12 protein-coding genes and 2 pseudogenes are annotated in these 17,242 nt (G+C 70.9%); 7 read left to right on the plus strand and 7 right to left on the minus strand.

The annotated features are described in order from the left end of the window. Positions 1-71: 71 nt before the first annotated feature. Positions 72-962, minus strand: coding sequence for an NAD(P)-dependent oxidoreductase (locus tag ACIRNI_RS10210; RefSeq protein ID WP_403550095.1), 891 nt, complete (start codon positions 960-962; stop codon positions 72-74). Positions 963-1,144: 182 nt separating this feature from the next. Between ACIRNI_RS10210 and ACIRNI_RS10215 the strand changes: the two genes are divergently transcribed. The 4 genes and pseudogenes from ACIRNI_RS10215 to ACIRNI_RS10230 all read left to right on the plus strand — a co-directional run bounded on the left by ACIRNI_RS10215 (position 1,145) and on the right by ACIRNI_RS10230 (position 3,630). Beyond that, positions 1,145-1,474, plus strand: a complete 330-nt coding sequence (locus ACIRNI_RS10215) for a winged helix-turn-helix transcriptional regulator (protein WP_403550097.1) — start codon at positions 1,145-1,147, stop codon at positions 1,472-1,474. Between the two features lie 83 nt (positions 1,475-1,557). Beyond that, positions 1,558-2,369: pseudogene (locus tag ACIRNI_RS10220) on the plus strand (transposase). 216 nt (positions 2,370-2,585) lie between these two features. Next, positions 2,586-2,996 (plus strand): annotated as a pseudogene (locus ACIRNI_RS10225) (transposase); the annotation flags it as partial. Positions 2,997-3,114: 118 nt separating this feature from the next. Continuing rightward, a complete protein-coding gene (locus tag ACIRNI_RS10230; protein ID WP_403550099.1) occupies positions 3,115-3,630 on the plus strand; it encodes a GNAT family N-acetyltransferase in 516 nt (171 codons plus the stop codon). Between the two features lie 1,042 nt (positions 3,631-4,672). On the opposite strand, the gene ACIRNI_RS10235 is transcribed toward ACIRNI_RS10230, so the two are convergent. Then, the gene (locus ACIRNI_RS10235) at positions 4,673-4,987 is read right to left on the minus strand and encodes a hypothetical protein (RefSeq protein WP_403550101.1); all 315 of its coding nucleotides are present in this window, start codon (positions 4,985-4,987) and stop codon (positions 4,673-4,675) included. Between the two features lie 700 nt (positions 4,988-5,687). On the opposite strand from ACIRNI_RS10235, the gene ACIRNI_RS10240 reads away from it, so the two are divergent. Then, the gene (locus ACIRNI_RS10240; RefSeq protein ID WP_403550103.1) at positions 5,688-6,212 is read left to right on the plus strand and encodes a DinB family protein; all 525 of its coding nucleotides are present in this window, start codon (positions 5,688-5,690) and stop codon (positions 6,210-6,212) included. Between the two features lies 1 nt (position 6,213). Here the strand turns inward: ACIRNI_RS10240 and ACIRNI_RS10245 are convergent, their stop codons facing one another. Together ACIRNI_RS10245 and ACIRNI_RS10250 are read right to left on the minus strand one after the other, a co-directional pair. Then, a complete protein-coding gene (locus tag ACIRNI_RS10245; protein WP_403550105.1) occupies positions 6,214-6,645 on the minus strand; it encodes a VOC family protein in 432 nt (143 codons plus the stop codon). Positions 6,646-6,693: 48 nt separating this feature from the next. Continuing rightward, positions 6,694-8,706: a PIG-L family deacetylase gene (locus ACIRNI_RS10250; protein ID WP_403550107.1), complete on the minus strand. Its 2,013-nt coding sequence runs from the start codon at positions 8,704-8,706 to the stop codon at positions 6,694-6,696. 204 nt (positions 8,707-8,910) lie between these two features. Between ACIRNI_RS10250 and ACIRNI_RS10255 the strand changes: the two genes are divergently transcribed. Then, positions 8,911-11,889, plus strand: coding sequence for a bifunctional [glutamine synthetase] adenylyltransferase/[glutamine synthetase]-adenylyl-L-tyrosine phosphorylase (locus ACIRNI_RS10255; protein WP_403550109.1), 2,979 nt, complete (start codon positions 8,911-8,913; stop codon positions 11,887-11,889). Here the strand turns inward: ACIRNI_RS10255 and ACIRNI_RS10260 are convergent. Genes ACIRNI_RS10260 through ACIRNI_RS10270 form a run of 3 tightly spaced genes read right to left on the minus strand, consistent with a single transcriptional unit; the run spans position 11,877 to position 15,609 of the window. Continuing rightward, positions 11,877-12,713, minus strand: a complete 837-nt coding sequence (locus ACIRNI_RS10260) for a phosphatase PAP2 family protein (protein WP_403550111.1) — start codon at positions 12,711-12,713, stop codon at positions 11,877-11,879. The two genes, ACIRNI_RS10255 and ACIRNI_RS10260, sit on opposite strands and share 13 nt — an antisense overlap. A 60-nt stretch (positions 12,714-12,773) precedes the next feature. Then, entirely contained in the window at positions 12,774-13,844 is a 1,071-nt protein-coding gene (locus tag ACIRNI_RS10265; RefSeq protein WP_403550112.1) for a LacI family DNA-binding transcriptional regulator, read from the minus strand. Positions 13,845-13,869: 25 nt separating this feature from the next. Continuing rightward, positions 13,870-15,609, minus strand: coding sequence for a glycoside hydrolase family 13 protein (locus tag ACIRNI_RS10270; protein ID WP_403550114.1), 1,740 nt, complete (start codon positions 15,607-15,609; stop codon positions 13,870-13,872). 344 nt (positions 15,610-15,953) lie between these two features. Here ACIRNI_RS10270 and ACIRNI_RS10275 point away from each other — a divergent pair, with 344 nt between their 5' ends. Continuing rightward, entirely contained in the window at positions 15,954-17,225 is a 1,272-nt protein-coding gene (locus tag ACIRNI_RS10275; protein WP_403550116.1) for an extracellular solute-binding protein, read from the plus strand. The last annotated feature ends 17 nt before the right edge of the window (positions 17,226-17,242 follow it).

The following is a 17,242-nucleotide window of genomic DNA, read 5'->3' on the forward strand; positions in this document are numbered from 1 at the left end:
AGCGCGTCCGCCTGGAGTCCGGGTAGCTGGGTGATTGGCCTGCTTCGCACCCAGCTGTGTGCCGTCCTGGGCTAGCCGGTCTGCACAGGGTTCTTGAGGATCTCTGTTAGGGCAGAGATGCTGTGGTCGCCGTGGCCGGCTTCGACCGCTCGCTTGAGCAGGTCGTGGAAGGGCTTGTGCCAACCCGTGTCGAGGTGCGCTTCCTTGCCGAGTTCCTCGTCATGGGCGGACCCGGCCAAAAAAAGGTTCACGGAGGAAGCGGGCTTGCTGTAGTCGCCGCTGTCAATCTCCTCAGCGAAGACCGGCAGTACCGAGTTGATCATCTCGAACCATTTGACGCTGAATCGAACCATTGAGGCCGCTGTGAGTCCACGGGCCTGCATTGCTGCCGCGCCTTGGAAGAAACCGACGAGCGCGGGCAGCAACGTGCCGCCCACCGCCATCTCGTACAGGGCGGCGAGGTCGGCGTCGGTACCGAGGTAGACGGTGTCGCCACCCAGCACCCGCAGCGTCGATGCGAACTCGTCGAAGACGCTGTTGTCGCCGCCGTAGTACAGGAGGGTGTCCTCGGCGCCCACGGCGGACGGCACGTTCTTGATCGCTCCGTCGAGGTAGCGTGCGCCGTATCCAAGCGTCCACTCGGCCATCTGTCGGGCCCCAGCTGGTGAACCGCTGTTCAGAGTCACAAGGGCCCGTCCCTTGAGCGCAGCAGCGGCCGGCTCCAGGGCTTCGATGGTGCTGTCATAAGTGGTCAGGCAGGCGATGACCAGCGGACTCGCCGTGATCGCGTCATCCATCGTGTGCGCGTGAACGGCGCCCTTGGACACGAGCGGCGTGGCCTTCGATGAGGTCCTGTTCCAGACGGTGGTCGGGTGTCCGGCGTCGATGAATGCCTCAGCCAGTGCGCTGCCCATCGAGCCCAGCCCGACGACGGTCACGGGAGTGCGGTGATGCCCTGTCATTCGTTGCTCCTACCTGTGACGGATCTTCCTGAGCGCCTGAACTGGCCTCAAATAATGCGCAACCGCACGGAGTTGTCGCGCTCTCGGTGCGATGCCTGCTCCATGCTGTGGGCGCACCAACAGTTCTGCAAGTACCTACAATTATGTCTGGTACCCACATTTTTGTTAGGGAGAGAGCGCTGATGAAGAGGCGGAGCTATACCTGCGGACTTGACGCTGCTATCGACGTCATGGGAGGGAAATGGAAGGGGCTGATCCTTTTCTGGCTCGGCGAAGGACCGCTGCGCTTCGGCGAGTTGCGCCGGACAGTGTCCGGTATCAGTGAGCGGATGCTGATCCTGCAGCTGCGGGAACTGGAGGCCAGCGGCCTGGTGCACCGCGAGGTCCATCACCAGGTCCCACCGAAGGTGGAGTACTCACTGACCGACTTCGGTCACTCGCTCATCGCCGCTCTCGCCCCACTCGGCCAGTGGGGCGAGGAACACATGGAGCGTCTTGAGACCCTCCCGTGAGCCGGGCGCAAAGGAGGCAGTCGAGATCGTTGCCGCTCCAACGGGCGCCTCGTAAGTGATCTTGAAGTGAGATCATCCTGGTCGTGACAGGAGTGATCACGGCATCAGAGTCGTCCTGGATAGCCCCACTCACTGGGCTGAGCCCGCGCAGTTTCAACAAGCTCGTTGCCGCTCTACGCAGGGAAGGCGCCGACGAGGTACGGCGGGGACGGCCATGGAGCCCTCCGCTGGAGGGCTGCGTGCTGCTGGTAGCCGCCTACTGGCGCACCAATCTGACCATGCGCCAACTGGCCCTGCTGTTCGGTATCTCGAAGTCTGCGGCAGACAGGATCATCGACCACCTCGGCCCGCTGATGTCCCTGCGGCCGCGACGCCGGTTCTCCAAGGACACCGTGCTGAACGTGGACGGCACCCTGGTGCCCACCCGCGCCACGAGGTAGCCCAGCAGTCCAAGAACTATCGGTACTCCACCAACCACCAGGTCGTGATCGACGCCGACAGTCGACGCGTCGTCGTGGTCGGTCGCCCGCTGCCCGGCAACCGCAACGACTGCAAGGCGTGGGAGATGTCCGGCGCCAAGGACGCCGTCGGCAGGACCACAGTGATCGCCGACGGCGGCTACCGGGGCACCGGTCTGGTCATCCCGCATCGCCGCGAGCGCGGCCAGACCGAACTGCCGGCGTGGAAAGAAGAACACAACGCCTCGCACCGCAAGGTCCGCGCCCGTGTCGAGCACACTTTCGCCCGCATGAAGGGCTGGAAGATCCTCCGCGACTGCCGACTGAAAGGCAACGGAGTCCACCACGCCATTCGCGGCATCGCACGCCTGCACAACCTCGTCCTCACAGGGAGGAGCAGAGCCCGCCGATCAGCCCACCGCGCCCTCAACCCGTAGGAGATCGTTTGCGGGACAGCCCTTAGAGCTACGGATCAGAAGGTTGCAGGTTCGAACCTGGAGCAATGCTCGGAACCTTTGGATCGCCGGGAGGCCGTACCTTCCCTGGTGATCGATGGATAGGTCACCGAGCAAGGCCGACGTGGGCGTCGGCCGGGAAGGCACGTCCGTGCTCACGGTAGTCAACACCGACGGCACCACACCGGCGGAGCATCGCTGCTGGACGAGATCGTCCGAGAGGGCGTCCGGCAGATGCTGGCCGCCGCTTTGGAGGCCGAGGTCAACTCCTACGTAGCCGAGTTAGCCGATCAGCGGGACCAGGACGGCCGCCGACTGGTGGTGCGCAACGGCTACCACCAGCCGAGGAAGGTCACCACCGCAGCCGGATCGGTCGAGGCCAAGGCCCCGCGGGTGAACGACAGGCGGGTTGATGCGGTGACCGGGGAGCGCAGGCGGTTCTCCTCGGCGATCCTGGCGCCCTGGTGCCGCAGGTCACCGAAGATCGCCGAGGTGCTGCCGCTGCTCTACCTGCACGGTCTGTCCACCGGTGATTTCGTGCCCGCGCTGGAGCAGTTCCTCGGCTCGGCGGCCGGTCTGTCGCCGGCCACCGTCACCCGGCTGACCTCGTCGAGTCCGCCCAGCACCGCTGGCGCGCGGTGAACGCGCCTCACCTCGTCGCCCTGGTCCGGGCCGGCGCCCGTTTCGAGCTCGGCATACTCGTCGAACGTCCCAACCAGGAGGCAGCGTGATCCCCCTCAGGCCCGAAACCATCCATACCGACCGGCTGGCCTTACTTCCCCTGCAGGTCGAGCACGCCGGCGAAATGGCCACAGTGCTGTCCGACCCCGGTCTGCACACCTTCATCGGCGGGACCCCGGACACCGCCCAGGACCTGCGCGCCCACTACGAACGTCTGACAGCCGGCTCACCCCGCCCCGGCGAATCCTGGTGCAACTGGGTCATCCAGCTCCGCGACGCCGCCTGTCTGACCGGCTATGTCCAAGCGACGGTCACCGCCGACGACCACGGAGCCGCCGCGGAGATCGCCTGGGTGGTGGGCACCCCCTGGCAGCGGCGCGGCATCGCCACCGAAGCCACCCAAGGGCTCATCGCCTGGCTTCGGAAGCACTCGGTGCACACGGTCATCGCCCACATCCACCCGAACCACCAGGCATCCGCCGCCGTCGCCACCGCAGCCGGCCTCACCCCCACCGGCCAGTGGCACGACGGAGAGACCAGATGGCAGCTGGCGACCAACTGACCATGCGCATCCACAGGTCTTGACGATTGCTCTCGAACCTGCCGAGTGCACAGGTTCACCCACTTGTTCTCGTAGATCGGACGTTCCCCGTGGATCTTCCACTGCATCGCGGCGGCCCCTCTCCATCGGCCTTCAGCATCCCAGAACTGGGGTGGGCTCCATCAGGGTTCGGGACGCCCGCGACGCATGGACGACTGCTGGAGCCGCCCTGCGCTCGGCGCGTTGGTGCTACTGGGACCGTGCTCCCGACACCGGGTGCTTGCCCCGCTTTCACTCGCCCGGGCGTCGGTCCAAGGCGCCGCCACAGAAGCAGCCAGAGACTCACCAGCACGACCCCGGCCTGCGCTCAGACTTCCTCTACTTCATCAAGGCAGCCGCCGCGCACAGCGCCGCGCGCGGCCCGTCGCCCGGGCCTGCGCTCCTGTCTACGCCCCGCTCGAACCCGGCCGCCGGCCGCACGCCTAGCAGCTCGGGTTGATGGTGGGAGAAACCCGCTGTGGCTGGGGCGGTCGGCTCCACGGCTTTAGCCACCTCCCCGGTCCGGGTCCCGCGCCGAGCAAGACCAGGGGGCCACTCGGACACATTGCGGGCAGGTCCAAAGCCTGCCCGAGTTGCCAACCAGCGGACGGCCCCCTGATCACGCTCGGCCCCAAACCGGGCAGGCCACCGGCCAAACCCGCTCCACCGACCTCATCGACTTGCGCAGGGCCGCGAGCGAGAGTCGACTAGAACTAATGAGGCCCGTGCGTGCGCGTGCGGCAAAGGATTCTGCTAGATGACCGCTGCCGACCGATCCGGCTAGAGCTATGGATCAGAAAGTCGTTGGTTCGAATCCTGCCGAGCGCGTACAGACCAGAGGTCCTGGAGAGATCCAGGACCTCTGGCGTTTCTGGGGTTGGGACTCCCGGTCAAAGTCGCTGCGTCGACCGCTATGTAGCGGTGTGGCACGCACAGGGACGGGGCAGCTAGGAATGCCCGATCGGAGCTGGATGTCGCGCTGGAAGTGACCGGCTGCGGGGATGCGGCCTCGCTGCTCCCTCACTCAGCGGCCGCGATAGCTATTAAGCGTCTTCCCTGCGCCACTGGCAGACTTCAGGTACTCGTTCTCTGTTGCCAACTCCGCTACCTGTACCACCAGTCCGGCAGCCACAGACAGGAGTGATTTGTACTTCCAGCCGAGGACCCCGGTGGTGGCGACGGTCAACAGGCCGACGCCGATCCCAGCCACGACCCAGCCTTTGCCGGACTTGCCTTCGGTTGGCCCGGTCGAGACGTGGCCCGTCTGGACCGAGTGCTGTCGAAGATCATCGAGGTCGTCGCTCTCATAGGAGCATGACCCGCATCGGTAATCGGTCACCGGTCAATCCTCCCCTTCAGGGTGACGACCCTGCCACAGCTCGCACGCTTCAGGCAGCCACTTGGTCAGCTCCGTCCGAGAGCGCTGGATAGGACGTTTGGTGGCGCTCGGCCACCCTGCCCCGGCCCTCACCAGCGAGTCCGGCGAGGTCGGCAGGGGCCTCCGGAGCCGTGTTCATCGGAAGCGTGCCGTCGGCGCAGCACGCGGGGCTCCGGCACGCTGAGTACCCCCGCCCTCGCCTTCGCGCGGGAGGACGGGCTAGAGCCGCACCAGCTTCAGGAGCGAAGAGCTGAGCTGCCCGGGCCGTCTATGGGCCGTCACACGGAGCACCGCGGGCTGCCAATAACGACCAGTGACCACCGCCCGAGCACAGGTCAGAGGCGAGCCGTGCTCGCCGAGAACAGGGCCGACCGGTTCTCCCCGGCTGGAGGCGGCGGTTAGAGTCGCCGTCATGGGGGCTCAGGTGCGTGTGAAGCCGTGTAAGTGGTGCAAGCGACCCGTCGTGTACCGGTCGTGGTGGCGTTCGCGCCGGTACTGCAACCGGTGGCATCAGACACGGAAGTGGATCTCGCGCATCATCGACGTGACCGGGGAAGCGGCGGGCGCCTGACGCCGGCCGGTTACGCGCGGCCGAACCCGCCCGTGCCGTGAGCGAAAACCCGGTGCGCGCATCCGCCCCGCCCGGCTAGCGTGCGCGCCCATGACTTCTTCTCCCGTACGGCCCGTACGTCCCCCCTTCGACGCCGACGAGCGCACCCAGCTCGTCGGGTGGCTCGACACGCAGCGCGCCATCGTCCGGTGGAAGTGCGAGGGCCTGGCGGAGGCGGACGCGCACCGGGCCGTGTTGCCGCATTCGCCGCTGATGACCGTGGCCGGTGTCGTGTCGCATCTGCGGTGGGTGGAGCACGCGTGGTTCAAGGTGCTGTTCCTGGGCGAACCGGCCGCCGACAACCCGTCGTTCGACGAGAGTGAAGAGGACCTCGACATGAAGGTCGAGGGCGTGCCGCTCGCGCGGCTGCTGGAGGAGTACGAGCGGCAGTGCGAGGTCTCCAACGAGATCGTCGCGGCGCACGCCCTCGAGGAGACGGGGCGCCACCCGGACTTCCGGTCCGGGCGGGCGAGTCTGCGGTGGATGCTCATCCACATGGTCGAGGAGACCGCGCGGCACGCCGGGCACCTGGACGCGATGCGGGAGCTGCTGGACGGGCAGAAGGGCTACTACTGAGCTACCGCTCCGAGAGCTCCGACGGGGCCTGCTGGACCGTCCAGCCGTTGCCGTCCGGGTCCTTGAAGAACATGAAGGAGTTCCAGGTCTCGCCCTTGCCCTCCGTCCACCCCTCCGCGCCCAGGTGCTGGACCGGGCTCACCTCCACCCCGCGGGAGACCAGCTCCGCGCGTGCCGCGTCGATGTCCGTGACGCACAGCTGGAGGCCCTGGAGGGACCCGGGGGTCATGGCCTTCTCGCCGGGGGCCGGCGGCATGCCGCTCTGGAGTGTGAGGGAGCAGCGGGAGCCGGGCGGGGTCAGCTGGATGATGCGGACGCCCGGGGCCACCTCCGTGTCCAGGTCCACTGTGAAGCCGCACTTCGTGCCGTAGAAGTCCTTGGCCGAGTCCAGGTCGGTGACCGGGACGAGGACGACTTCGAGGGTCCAGTTCATGCACCGGGACCGTACTGGCCGCCGCACGCCCGGGCAAGGACCCGGCGCTCACCGCTCCCAGGGCGTCCAGCGCAGCCGGCCGTCCAGGCCCAGGGCCGCGAAGCCGTACGGGGACGCCGACGGCGCGCCCGCGAAGAGGCCCGCGCCGGACGGCAGTTCGGCGCCCGCCCCCGTCGCCACCGCGCCGCCGCGCCCGCGCAGGGCCAGCCGGTCGCCGGACGCCGCCACCGCGCCGTAGCCCCCGCGGCCCTCTGACCTGCCGCCGAGCACCGTCACGTCGCCACCCGCGAAGCGGGCCGCGCGCACCGCGCCCGAGTCCGGCTCGCGGAACCAGAGGCGTACGCCGTCGGCGCCGTCCGGCGTGGCGCTCAGCGCCACCGTCGTCGGCGGCAGGCCGGTCGCCGACGGGCCGGTCAGCGGGGCGCCGGGAGCCGGCTGCGTCCAGGCCAGGACCGTCGTGGCCGTACCCGCGAAGACATGGCCGCGGCCCGTCGCGTCGCTCACCGCCACCGGGTTGCCGTGCACGCCCTTCCCGCCCGCCGAACGCCACGGCGTCCACCGCCCGTCCGGCCGCTGCGACGTCATGCTCAGGCCGTGGCCCGCGTCGCGCACGTACACCGACGCCCGGCCCGCCCCGTCCACCAGCACCGCCGGGGCGCTGATGTCCGACGTGCCCGCGGCGTCGTCCGGGTCCGGCGTACCCAGCGAACGCCACGGCCCGAACGCGCCGCCCGGCGCCGTCTGCACGGCGGTCACCACGTCGCGGCGGTACGCCTCCGGCCGCTCGCCGCCCAGGTCCGTACGCGTACCGAACACCGCGATCCGGCCGTCCGGGAGCCGGACGGACGTCACGCCGCCGTCCAGCCCCGCGCCCTCGTGGAGGACCGGGCCCGTCCACGCGGTGCCGGCCGTCCGGTGCCAGACCGCGAGGCGGCCGTCGAGGACCCCGAACGCGTACAGCTCACCGGGCCGGGGCCCCTGCTGCACCCAGCTCGTCGACTCCGAGCGCGTGTAGCGGATGGACTGCGCCCAGCCGTGCCCGGCCGGCCGCGCGGCCACCTTGCGGTCGCCGCAGCCGGCCGGGTCCTCGCAGTAGTCGGTGTGGTCCGTCCACGCGTACGTCCGCAGTGAGCGCAGTTTCGCCTCGGTCGTCTCCGGGTCGAGCGAGTGCGGCAGGCCGCCCGTCGCGTACCCGAGGTAGTTCTGTACGGCGAAGGGCGGGTGCCCGGGCGAGTCCGCGTACCGGGCCAGCGCCGCCTGCGCGAAACGGGCGCCGTACATGTGGTCCTGGTGGTCCGAGAGCTTGCCGGTGCGGTCGTTGTGGCCGGGCGTCGGGTCCATCATCCGGACGAAGGTGGGGCGGAAGCGCTCCAGGACGGCGGTGAGGGTCTCGATCGTCTCGGCCTTGGTGTACGAGAAGTCCTCCCGCACCGGGGAACCGGCCGCCAGCTGCGACTCCAGGGCCTCGATCCGGCCGTCCCACAGGCCGTGCAGGCTGTGCGGGCGGTCGCCGGTGATGCTGCCCGCCTCGCGCAGCTGGAGCCAGACGAGGCTGACGTGCGGCTTGGCGCGCAGCGTGTCCAGCTCCGCGAGGCCGCCGCCGGCCGTGCGTATGGAGGTGCGGTCCCACGGGCTGGTGCGGTTGCCGGTCGCCATCTCGGCGTACGCGGCGCGGATGCCGTTCTGGCGCGCCTCGGCGTACGCCGCCTTGTCCGCGGGCGGGCGCGGGTCCTGGTGGCGGGCGTTGCGGCCGTCGGACTCGCCGGCCGTGAGGTAGACGGACGTCAGGCTGCGGCCGGTGGCGAGGGAGTGGGAGGTGTCCGGGTTCATGAAGAACAGGTCGTCGTCCGGGTGGGCCATGATCTGCACGACCGCCTCGCCCGCCGTCCGCACCGGCTTCACCGCGTGCGCCTCCGGCACGCCCCGGCTCGGCCACTCGGACGCGCCCGAGGAACCGGCGGTGAACGCGAGCGTCCCGCCGGTGATGGCGGCGAGCACGGCGACGGGCGCGGTGAGGAACAGACGACGGCGGGCGGGACGGGCGGCGGGGCGGCGGGGCATGGGCGAGGGCTTCCGTACGCGGAGGAATGGGCGAACCGGCGGAGAAGAGGGGGTTTGCCGCGATCGGGTTCATTGGGGGCGGTGTGCGGTCCGTCACGCGGGCCGAGGCCGATTCCCGCTGGCCGGAGGCCCGGCGCGCGCCCGCGCCCGCTCCGAGGGCCGATAGGCTCGTCAGCGACCCTTACTCGCGGTGGAGGGAGACCCATGACGGCGCCGGGGCGCAGGAGCAGTACCTTCACACGGCTGCTGCGGCACGGGTTCACCGACCCCTCCGCCGCCGGGCGGCTGCTGGAGCTGCCGGTGCTGGCGGCCGTGCGCGACAACCCGGTGCTGCTGGACGCGCTGGGCGCGACCGCCGACCCCGACCTCGCGCTGCGGGGGCTCGTACGGCTCGCCGAGGCACAGGAGGACGGGCAGCTGCTGGCGACGCTGGTCGGCGCCAAGCCGCTGCGGGACCGGCTGCTGGGGGTACTGGGGGCGTCCGAGGCGCTCGGGGACCATCTGGCGCGGCACCCGCAGGACTGGCGGGCGCTCGTGACGTACGAGGCGGCCGACCTGCATCCCGGGGTCGAGGAGTTCGAGCGCGGGCTCGCCGGGGCCGCCGACCCGGTGGCGCTGCGCGTCGCCTACCGCAGGTGCCTGCTGGCCATCGCCGCCCGCGATGTGTGCGGCACCATCGACGTGGCCGAGACCGCGGCCGAGCTCGCCGACCTCGCCACGGCCACACTGCGCCGGGCGCTCGCCATCGCCGAGGCCGCCGCGCCCGAGGACGCCGCCGCGTGCCGGCTCGCCGTCATCGCGATGGGGAAGTGCGGCGGGAACGAGCTCAACTACGTCTCCGACGTGGACGTGATCTTCGTCGGGGAGGCGGCGGAGGGCGGCGACGAGGCCAAGGCCCTGCAGGCCGCGACCCGCCTGGCCTCCCATCTGATGCGGATCTGCTCCGAGACGACCGTCGAGGGCGCCATCTGGCCGGTGGACGCCAACCTCCGGCCCGAGGGCCGCAACGGCCCCCTGGTGCGGACGCTCTCCAGCCACCTGGCCTACTACCAGCGCTGGGCGAAGACCTGGGAGTTCCAGGCCCTGCTGAAGGCGCGCCCGGTGGCGGGCGACCCGGGCCTGGGGGAGGCGTACATCGACGCCGTCTCCCCGCTGGTGTGGCAGGCCGCCGAGCGCGAGAACTTCGTCGCCGACGTGCAGAAGATGCGCCGCCGCGTGGTCGACAACATCCCTGTCGCCCAGGTCGATCGGGAGCTGAAGCTCGGCCCCGGCGGACTGCGGGACGTCGAGTTCGCCGTCCAGCTGCTTCAGCTGGTGCACGGGCGCAGCGACGCCACGCTGCGCAGCGGCACCACCCTGGAGGCGCTGAAGGCGCTGGCCGCCGGCGGGTACGTCGGGCGGGTGGACGCGGCCCAGATGGACGAGGCGTACCGCTTCCTGCGCGCCATGGAGCACCGCATCCAGCTGTACCGGCTCCGCCGCACCCATCTGGTGCCGGAGAGCGAGGACGACCAGCGGCGGCTCGGGCGGTCGATGGGGATGCGGACCGAACCGGTGGCGGAGCTGAACCGGGAGTGGAAGCGGCACGCCGCCGTGGTGCGGCGGCTGCACGAGAAGCTGTTCTACCGGCCGCTCCTGGACGCCGTCGCGCAGCTCGCGCCCGGCGAGACACGGCTGAGCGCCAAGGCCGCCGGGCAGCGCCTGGAGGCCCTCGGGTACGCCGATCCCGTCGCGGCCCTGCGCCACCTGGAGGCGCTGTCGTCCGGGGTCACCAGGAAGGCGGCGATCCAGCGGACGCTGCTGCCCGTGCTGCTGGGGTGGTTCGCGGACTCGGCGGACCCGGACGCGGGGCTGCTCGGCTTCCGCAAGGTGTCCGACGCGCTGGGCAAGACGCCCTGGTACCTGCGGCTGCTGCGTGACGAGGGCGCGGCGGCGGAGAACCTCGCGCGGGTGCTGTCGGCCGGGCGGCTGGCGCCCGACCTGCTGCTGCGGGCCCCGGAGGCGGTGGCCATCCTCGGCGCGCCGGAGGGGCTGAAGCCGCGCCGCCGCGATCACCTGGAGCCGGAGATCCTCGCGGCGGTGGGCCGCGCCGACACCGCCGAGCAGGCCGTCGCCGTGGCCCGCGGCGTACGGCGCCGGGAGCTGTTCCGTACCGCCGCCGCCGACATCATCGACTCGTACGGCACCGAGGACCGGCCCGCCGAGGTCGACCCGGGCGTGCTGGTCGACCGGGTCGGCGACGCGGTCACCGATCTCAACGCCGCGACCCTCGCCGGGGCCCTACGCGCCGCCGTCCGCGAGCAGTGGGGCGAGACCCTGCCCACGAAGTTCGCCGTCATCGGCATGGGCCGCTTCGGCGGACACGAGCTGGCGTACGGCTCCGACGCCGACGTGCTGTTCGTGCACGAGCCGCGCGATGGCGTCGACGAGCAGGAGGCGGCCCGCGCCGCGAACGCCGTGGTCGCGGAGATGCGGCGGCTGCTCCAGCTGCCGACCGCCGACCCGCCGCTGCTGATCGACGCCGACCTGCGCCCCGAGGGCAAGAGCGGGCCGCTCGTGCGCACGCTCAAGTCGTACGAGGCCTACTACCGCCGCTGGTCGCTCGGCTGGGAGAGCCAGGCCCTGCTGCGGGCCGAGCCGATGGCGGGCGACCCCGAGCTGGGGCGCCGCTTCATCGAGCTGGTCGACCCGCTGCGCTACCCGGCGGGCGGGCTGGACGAGGGCGCGGTGCGCGAGATCCGCCGCCTGAAGGCGCGGATGGAGACCGAGCGGCTACCGCGCGGCGCCGACCCCACCCTCCACACCAAGCTGGGGCGCGGCGGCCTCTCCGACGTGGAGTGGACCGTGCAGCTGATCCAGATGCGGCACGCGCGCGAGGTGCCCGGGCTGCGCACCACCCGCACGCGGCACGCGCTCGCCGCCGCCCGCGAGGCCGGGCTCCTCGACGAGCACGACGCCCGCACGCTGGACGAGGCGTGGGTGCTCGCCACCCGCGTCCGCAACGGCGTGATGCTGGTACGCGGCAGGGCCGGGGACACCTTCCCGTCGGACGGGCGCGAACTGGCCGCCGTCGCCCGCTACCTCGGGTACGGCCCCGGGCACGTCGGCGAGATGGTCGAGGACTACCGCCGTACGACGCGCCGCGCGCGGGCCGTGGTCGAGGAGCTCTTCTACGGGGCGTGAGCCGCCGGTGTCGCGACGTACCGCGGCAGGTTGTGCGGGGCGCTGCGGTACCAGACGTACGCGAGCGTGTAGCCGAAGGCCAGGCACATCAGGCCGCCCACGGCGTCCAGCCAGAAGTGGTTGGCGGTGGCGACGATGACCACCAGGGTGGCGACGGGGTAGAGGAACCCGAGGATCTTCGCCCAGGGCGCCCGGGCCAGGGCGTAGATGGTCAGGCCGCACCACAGCGACCAGCCGATGTGCATGGACGGCATGGCGGCGTACTGGTTCGACATCTGCTTCAGGTCGCCGGAGGCCATCGAGCCCCAGGTCTGGTGGACCAGGACGGTGTCGATGAACTTCTCGCTGGTCATCAGCCGCGGCGGAGCGAGCGGATACAGGTAGTAGCCGAGCAGGGCGACACCGGTGGTGGAGAACAGCACCAGGCGGGTGGCGGCGTACCGCCCCGGATGCCAGCGGTACAGCCACACCAGCACGCCGATGGTCACGATGAAGTGGAGCGTGGCGTAGTAGTAGTTCATGCCCACGATCAGCCACGTCACGGAGTCGACGGCGTGGTTGACCGTCTTCTCGACCGCTATGCCGAGTGCTTGCTCCGCACGCCAGATCCAGTCGGCGTTGCGCAGCGCCTCCGCCTTCTGCTCGGGTACGGCGTTGCGGATGGCCGAGTACGTGCCGTAGCTGACCGCGATCAGCAGGATCTCGAACCAGATACGGGGGCGGCGGGGGGCCCGCAGGCGCTCCAGGGTGGTCCGGCGCGGGGGCGCGGCCTGGGGGCGCTGCTCCTCGATGGGTGATGAGGGGGCCGTCGTGCGGCCTTCCATTGTTCTCACTGTTGTGTCACCCATGGGCCAAGAGTGTGCCAGATATGTCCACTGCGTCGATCATCCGCCAGTCGGGTCCTCGCTGCCATCGCTGCGCCGGTCCGCCCCCCGCCGGCCTTGGGGTCCGGAGGCGGTGGAGCCCCGGACGACGAGCTCGGGCATGAAGACGAACTCGCTGTGCGGGGCGGGGGTGCCGCCGACCTCCTCCAGCAGCGCGCGGACCGCGGCCTGGCCCATCGCCTGCACGGGCTGGCGGATGGTCGTCAGGGGCGGGTCCGTGAACGCTATGAGGGGGGAGTCGTCGAAGCCGACGACGGAGATGTCCCGGGGGACGTGCAGCCCCTGCTGCCGGGCCGCCCGGATGGCGCCGAGCGCCATCATGTCGCTGGCGCAGACCACGGCGGTGCAGCCGCGCTCGATGAGCGCGGTGGCGGCGGCCTGGCCGCCCTCCAGGGTGTAGAGGGAGTGCTGGACGAGCTCCTCGGTCTCCTCCGGGGAGAGGCCGAAGCGCTCGCGCATGCCGCGCCGGAAGCCCTCGATCTTCCGTACGACGGGGACGAAGCGCTTCGGGCCGACGGCGAGGCCGATCCGGGTGTGCCCGAGGGAGGCGAGGTGGGTGACGGCGAGCTGCATCGCGGCCCGGTCGTCCGGGGAGACGAAGGGGGCCTGCACCTTGGGCGAGAAGCCGTTGATCAGGACGTACGGGACGCCCTTGCCGCGCAGCTGGTCGTAGCGCGTCATGTCGGCGGTGGTGTCGGCGTGCAGACCGGAGACGAAGATGATGCCGGAGACGCCGCGCTCGACGAGCATCTCGGTGAGCTCGTCCTCGGTGGAGCCGCCGGGCGTCTGGGTGGCGAGGACCGGGGTGTAGCCCTGGCGGGTCAGGGCCTGGCCGATGACCTGGGCGAGGGCCGGGAAGATCGGGTTCTCCAGCTCGGGCGTTATGAGCCCCACGAGCCCGGCGCTGCGCTGCCGCAGCCGTACGGGCCGTTCGTAACCGAGGACGTCGAGCGCGGCCAGCACGGACTGGCGGGTGGCCGCGGCCACACCCGGCTTGCCGTTGAGCACGCGGCTGACTGTGGCTTCGCTGACCCCCGCCTGGGCTGCGATGTCGGCTAGCCGCGCGGTCATAGGATGCGACTGTACCGGCCGCACGTCAGCTTGCCCACCAGACGCAGGAATCGGGGGCGAGGAGCACCGTCCGGCCGCTCTCGGCGGGCTCGGCGCCGTCCGGCAACTCGCGCGCCGGGGCGGGTACTTTGCCCCCGGCCGCGGTGAAGTCCGCCTCCCCGGGCGTGGGGAGTGCGCTCGCGAGCAGTAGCCGCCCCGGGGCGGGCAGTTCCACCGCGTGGCCGCCGAGGTTCACCGTGCAGACGAAGGCCGCGTCGCCGGCCCGGCGGCGGAAGGCGATCACACCGCGCGGCGCCGGGAGCCACTCCACCCCGTCGCCCGCGCCGAGGGCGGGGTGCGTGCGGCGCAGGGCGAGGGCGGCGCGGTAGAGCTCCAGCGTCGAGGCGGGGTCGCCGGTCTGTGCCGCGACGCTCAGGCCGCCCCAGGCGGCGGGCTGCGGAAGCCAGCTGCCGCCCGGCCCGAAGCCGTACGAGGGGCCCTCGGCGGTCCACGGGATCGGTACGCGGCAGCCGTCGCGCAGCCCGTCCTGGCCCTCGCCGCGCAGGAACGCCGGGTCCTGCCGCACCTCGTCCGGCAGCTCCGTGACCTCGGGCAGCCCCAGCTCCTCGCCCTGGTAGAGGTAGACCGAGCCGGGCAGGGCCAGCATCAGGAGCGCGGCCGCCCGCGCCCGCCGCAGGCCCGCCTCGCCCGCGCCGTACCGGGTGGTGTGGCGTACGACGTCGTGGTTGGAGAGGACCCAGGTGGTCGTGGCGCCCACCGAGGTGGTGGCGCGCAGGGAGTCGTCGATGACGCGGTGCAGGCAGTCGGCGTCCCAGGGGCAGTTGAGGAACTGGAAGTTGAACGCCTGGTGCAGCTCGTCGGGGCGGACGTACAGGGCGAGGCGCTCCGCCGACGGGGCCCACGCCTCCGCGACGCCGATGCGCTCGCCGTCGTAGGAGTCGAGCAGCCGCCGCCACCCGCGGTGGATCTCGTGGACGCCGTCCTGGTCGAAGAACGGCAGCTGCTGGGTGCCGATCAGCCGGGCCTGCTCGCCGTGGCCGATGTCCGGCATGCCGGGCGCCTTGACCATGCCGTGCGCGACGTCGATCCGGAAGCCGTCGACGCCCAGGTCCAGCCAGAACCGCAGCACCGACTCGAACTCGGCCCGCACCTCGTCGTGGTCCCAGTTCAGGTCGGGCTGCTCGGGCGCGAAGAGGTGCAGGTACCAGGCGCCGTCCGGGACGCGCGTCCAGGCCGGGCCGCCGAAGACCGACTCCCAGTCGTTGGGCGGCAGCGAGCCGTCCGGGCCCTTGCCCGGGCGGAAGTGGTAGCGCTCGCGGCCCACGCCCGCGAGGGCCTCGCGGAACCACGGGTGCCGGTCGGACGTGTGGTTCGGGACGATGTCGACGATCACCCGCAGCCCCAGCTCATGGGCCCGGCGCACCAGGTCGTCGGCGTCCGCGAGGTCCCCGAAGACGGGGTCGACGGCGCGGTAGTCGGCGACGTCGTACCCGCCGTCCGCCTGGGGCGAGGCGTAGAACGGCGTGAGCCACACCGCGTCCGCCCCCAGCTCCACCAGGTGCTCCAGGCGCTGCCGTACGCCGCGCAGGTCGCCGATGCCGTCGCCGTCGCTGTCGGCGAAGGAGCGGACGTACACCTGGTAGATGACGGCGTCCCGCCACCAGCCCGGCCGGGCGGCGCCCGCCTCGGAGGGGATCGCCGGGGAAGGGCTTGCGAGGCGGAGGTCCTCGGCTGCCTGGACGGGCGAGGTGAGCTCGTGGGCCATGTGCGGGTCCCTCTCGGGTGGGCCGGGACGGGGGCTACGTACAAGCAACGAGGTGGGAGCGGCCATGAAACGGTCCTGCAATGTGTCTGCAACGACTTCTGAAAAGGCTTGCAGAGGCTTCCAGGGGTCCGCAACCCATCCGGTACGGGCGTGTCAAGCGATGCATCGGCAACTGTAGGGACACGCGAATGTAACGATCACCCCCGCTTGCAAAAAATTACTGCAAGGTCTTTCGGCGCGTTTTCATCCCTGTTACGTTCCTGCCAGCCCGGCGCGCCGCGAGGGAGCGGTCGGCAGGAGGCGAGTACGCCTTCGTCTTCCCGGGATCAGTTGAAGGAGTTCACATGCGGCGTGGCATAGCGGCCACCGCGCTGGTCGCGGCCCTCGGCCTCACGATGGCGGCCTGCGGCGGCGGAGAGGGCGACGGCGGCAAGAAGAGCTCGGGCGAGCTGTCCGGCACCGTCACCTTCTGGGACACCGCGAACGAGGCGGAGAAGCCGACCTACCAGGCGCTGGCCGAGGGCTTCACCAAGCTGCACCCCAAGGTGAAGGTCAAGTACGTCAGCGTGCCCTTCGGCGAGGCGAACGCCAAGTTCAAGAACGCCGCCGGCGGCAACTCCGGGGCGCCCGACGTGATGCGCACCGAGGTCGCCTGGGTCGCCGACTTCGCCAACCTGGGCTACCTCGCCCCGCTGGACGGCACCCGCGCGGTGGAGAACGAGGTCGACTGGCTGCCGCAGGCCGCCGCGTCCACCAAGTTCAACGGCAAGACCTACGCCGTGCCGCAGGTCATCGACACCATGGCGCTCTTCTACAACAAGAAGATGCTCAAGGACGCCGGCGTCGAGGTCCCGAAGAACATCGAGGAGCTCAAGGCCGCCTCGAAGAAGATCAGCGAGAAGTCGCCCGGCAAGACCGGCCTCTACCTCCGCGGCGACGACCCGTACTGGTTCCTCTCCTTCCTGTACGGCGAGGGCGGCGACATGGTCGACGCCAAGGCCAAGACCGTCACCATCGACGACCCGGCGGGCGTCAAGGCGTACAAGACCATCAAGGACCTGGTCGACTCGAAGGCGGCGATCACCGACGCCTCCGACGGCTGGAACAACATGCAGAACGCCTTCAAGTCCGGCAAGGTCGCGATGATGCTCAACGGCCCGTGGGCCATCGCCGACACCCGCGCCGGCGCCGAGTTCAAGGACCCGGCCAACCTCGGCATCGCGCCCGTCCCCGCCGGCAGCGCCGCGCAGGGCTCCCCGCAGGGCGGCTGGAACCTCTCCGTCTACGCCGGGTCGAAGAACCTCGACGCGTCGTACGAGTTCGCCCGCTACATGAGCTCCGCCAAGGTCCAGCAGCAGACCACCGAGAAGCTGAGCCTGCTGCCGACCCGCCTGTCGGTCTACACGCAGCCGTCCGTCGCGAACAACGAGATGGTCAAGTTCTTCAAGCCCGCGGTCGACAAGGCCGTCGAGCGCCCCTGGATCCCGCAGGGCAACGCGCTCTTCGAGCCGATCCGCCTGCAGATGGCCAACGTCCTCGGCGGCAGGACCGCCCCGGAGAAGGCCGCCCAGGAGACCGGCGACGCCTACCGCAAGATGCTCAAGGACTACAAGTAAGCAGTGAGAAGGGCTGA

Origin of the sequence: Streptomyces sp. NPDC093546, assembly GCF_044765045.1 — a bacterium.
GTDB lineage: Bacteria > Actinomycetota > Actinomycetes > Streptomycetales > Streptomycetaceae > Streptomyces.

Coding starts and splice junctions, on each gene's coding strand:
- ACIRNI_RS10210 (WP_403550095.1), bottom strand. CDS start 962: ATGACAGGGCATCACCGCACTCCCGTGACCGTCGTCGGGCTGGGCTCG.
- ACIRNI_RS10215 (WP_403550097.1), top strand. CDS start 1,145: ATGAAGAGGCGGAGCTATACCTGCGGACTTGACGCTGCTATCGACGTC.
- ACIRNI_RS10240 (WP_403550103.1), top strand. CDS start 5,688: ATGACTTCTTCTCCCGTACGGCCCGTACGTCCCCCCTTCGACGCCGAC.
- ACIRNI_RS10245 (WP_403550105.1), bottom strand. CDS start 6,645: ATGAACTGGACCCTCGAAGTCGTCCTCGTCCCGGTCACCGACCTGGAC.
- ACIRNI_RS10250 (WP_403550107.1), bottom strand. CDS start 8,706: ATGCCCCGCCGCCCCGCCGCCCGTCCCGCCCGCCGTCGTCTGTTCCTC.
- ACIRNI_RS10255 (WP_403550109.1), top strand. CDS start 8,911: ATGACGGCGCCGGGGCGCAGGAGCAGTACCTTCACACGGCTGCTGCGG.
- ACIRNI_RS10260 (WP_403550111.1), bottom strand. CDS start 12,713: ATGGAAGGCCGCACGACGGCCCCCTCATCACCCATCGAGGAGCAGCGC.
- ACIRNI_RS10265 (WP_403550112.1), bottom strand. CDS start 13,844: ATGACCGCGCGGCTAGCCGACATCGCAGCCCAGGCGGGGGTCAGCGAA.
- ACIRNI_RS10270 (WP_403550114.1), bottom strand. CDS start 15,609: ATGGCCCACGAGCTCACCTCGCCCGTCCAGGCAGCCGAGGACCTCCGC.
- ACIRNI_RS10275 (WP_403550116.1), top strand. CDS start 15,954: ATGCGGCGTGGCATAGCGGCCACCGCGCTGGTCGCGGCCCTCGGCCTC.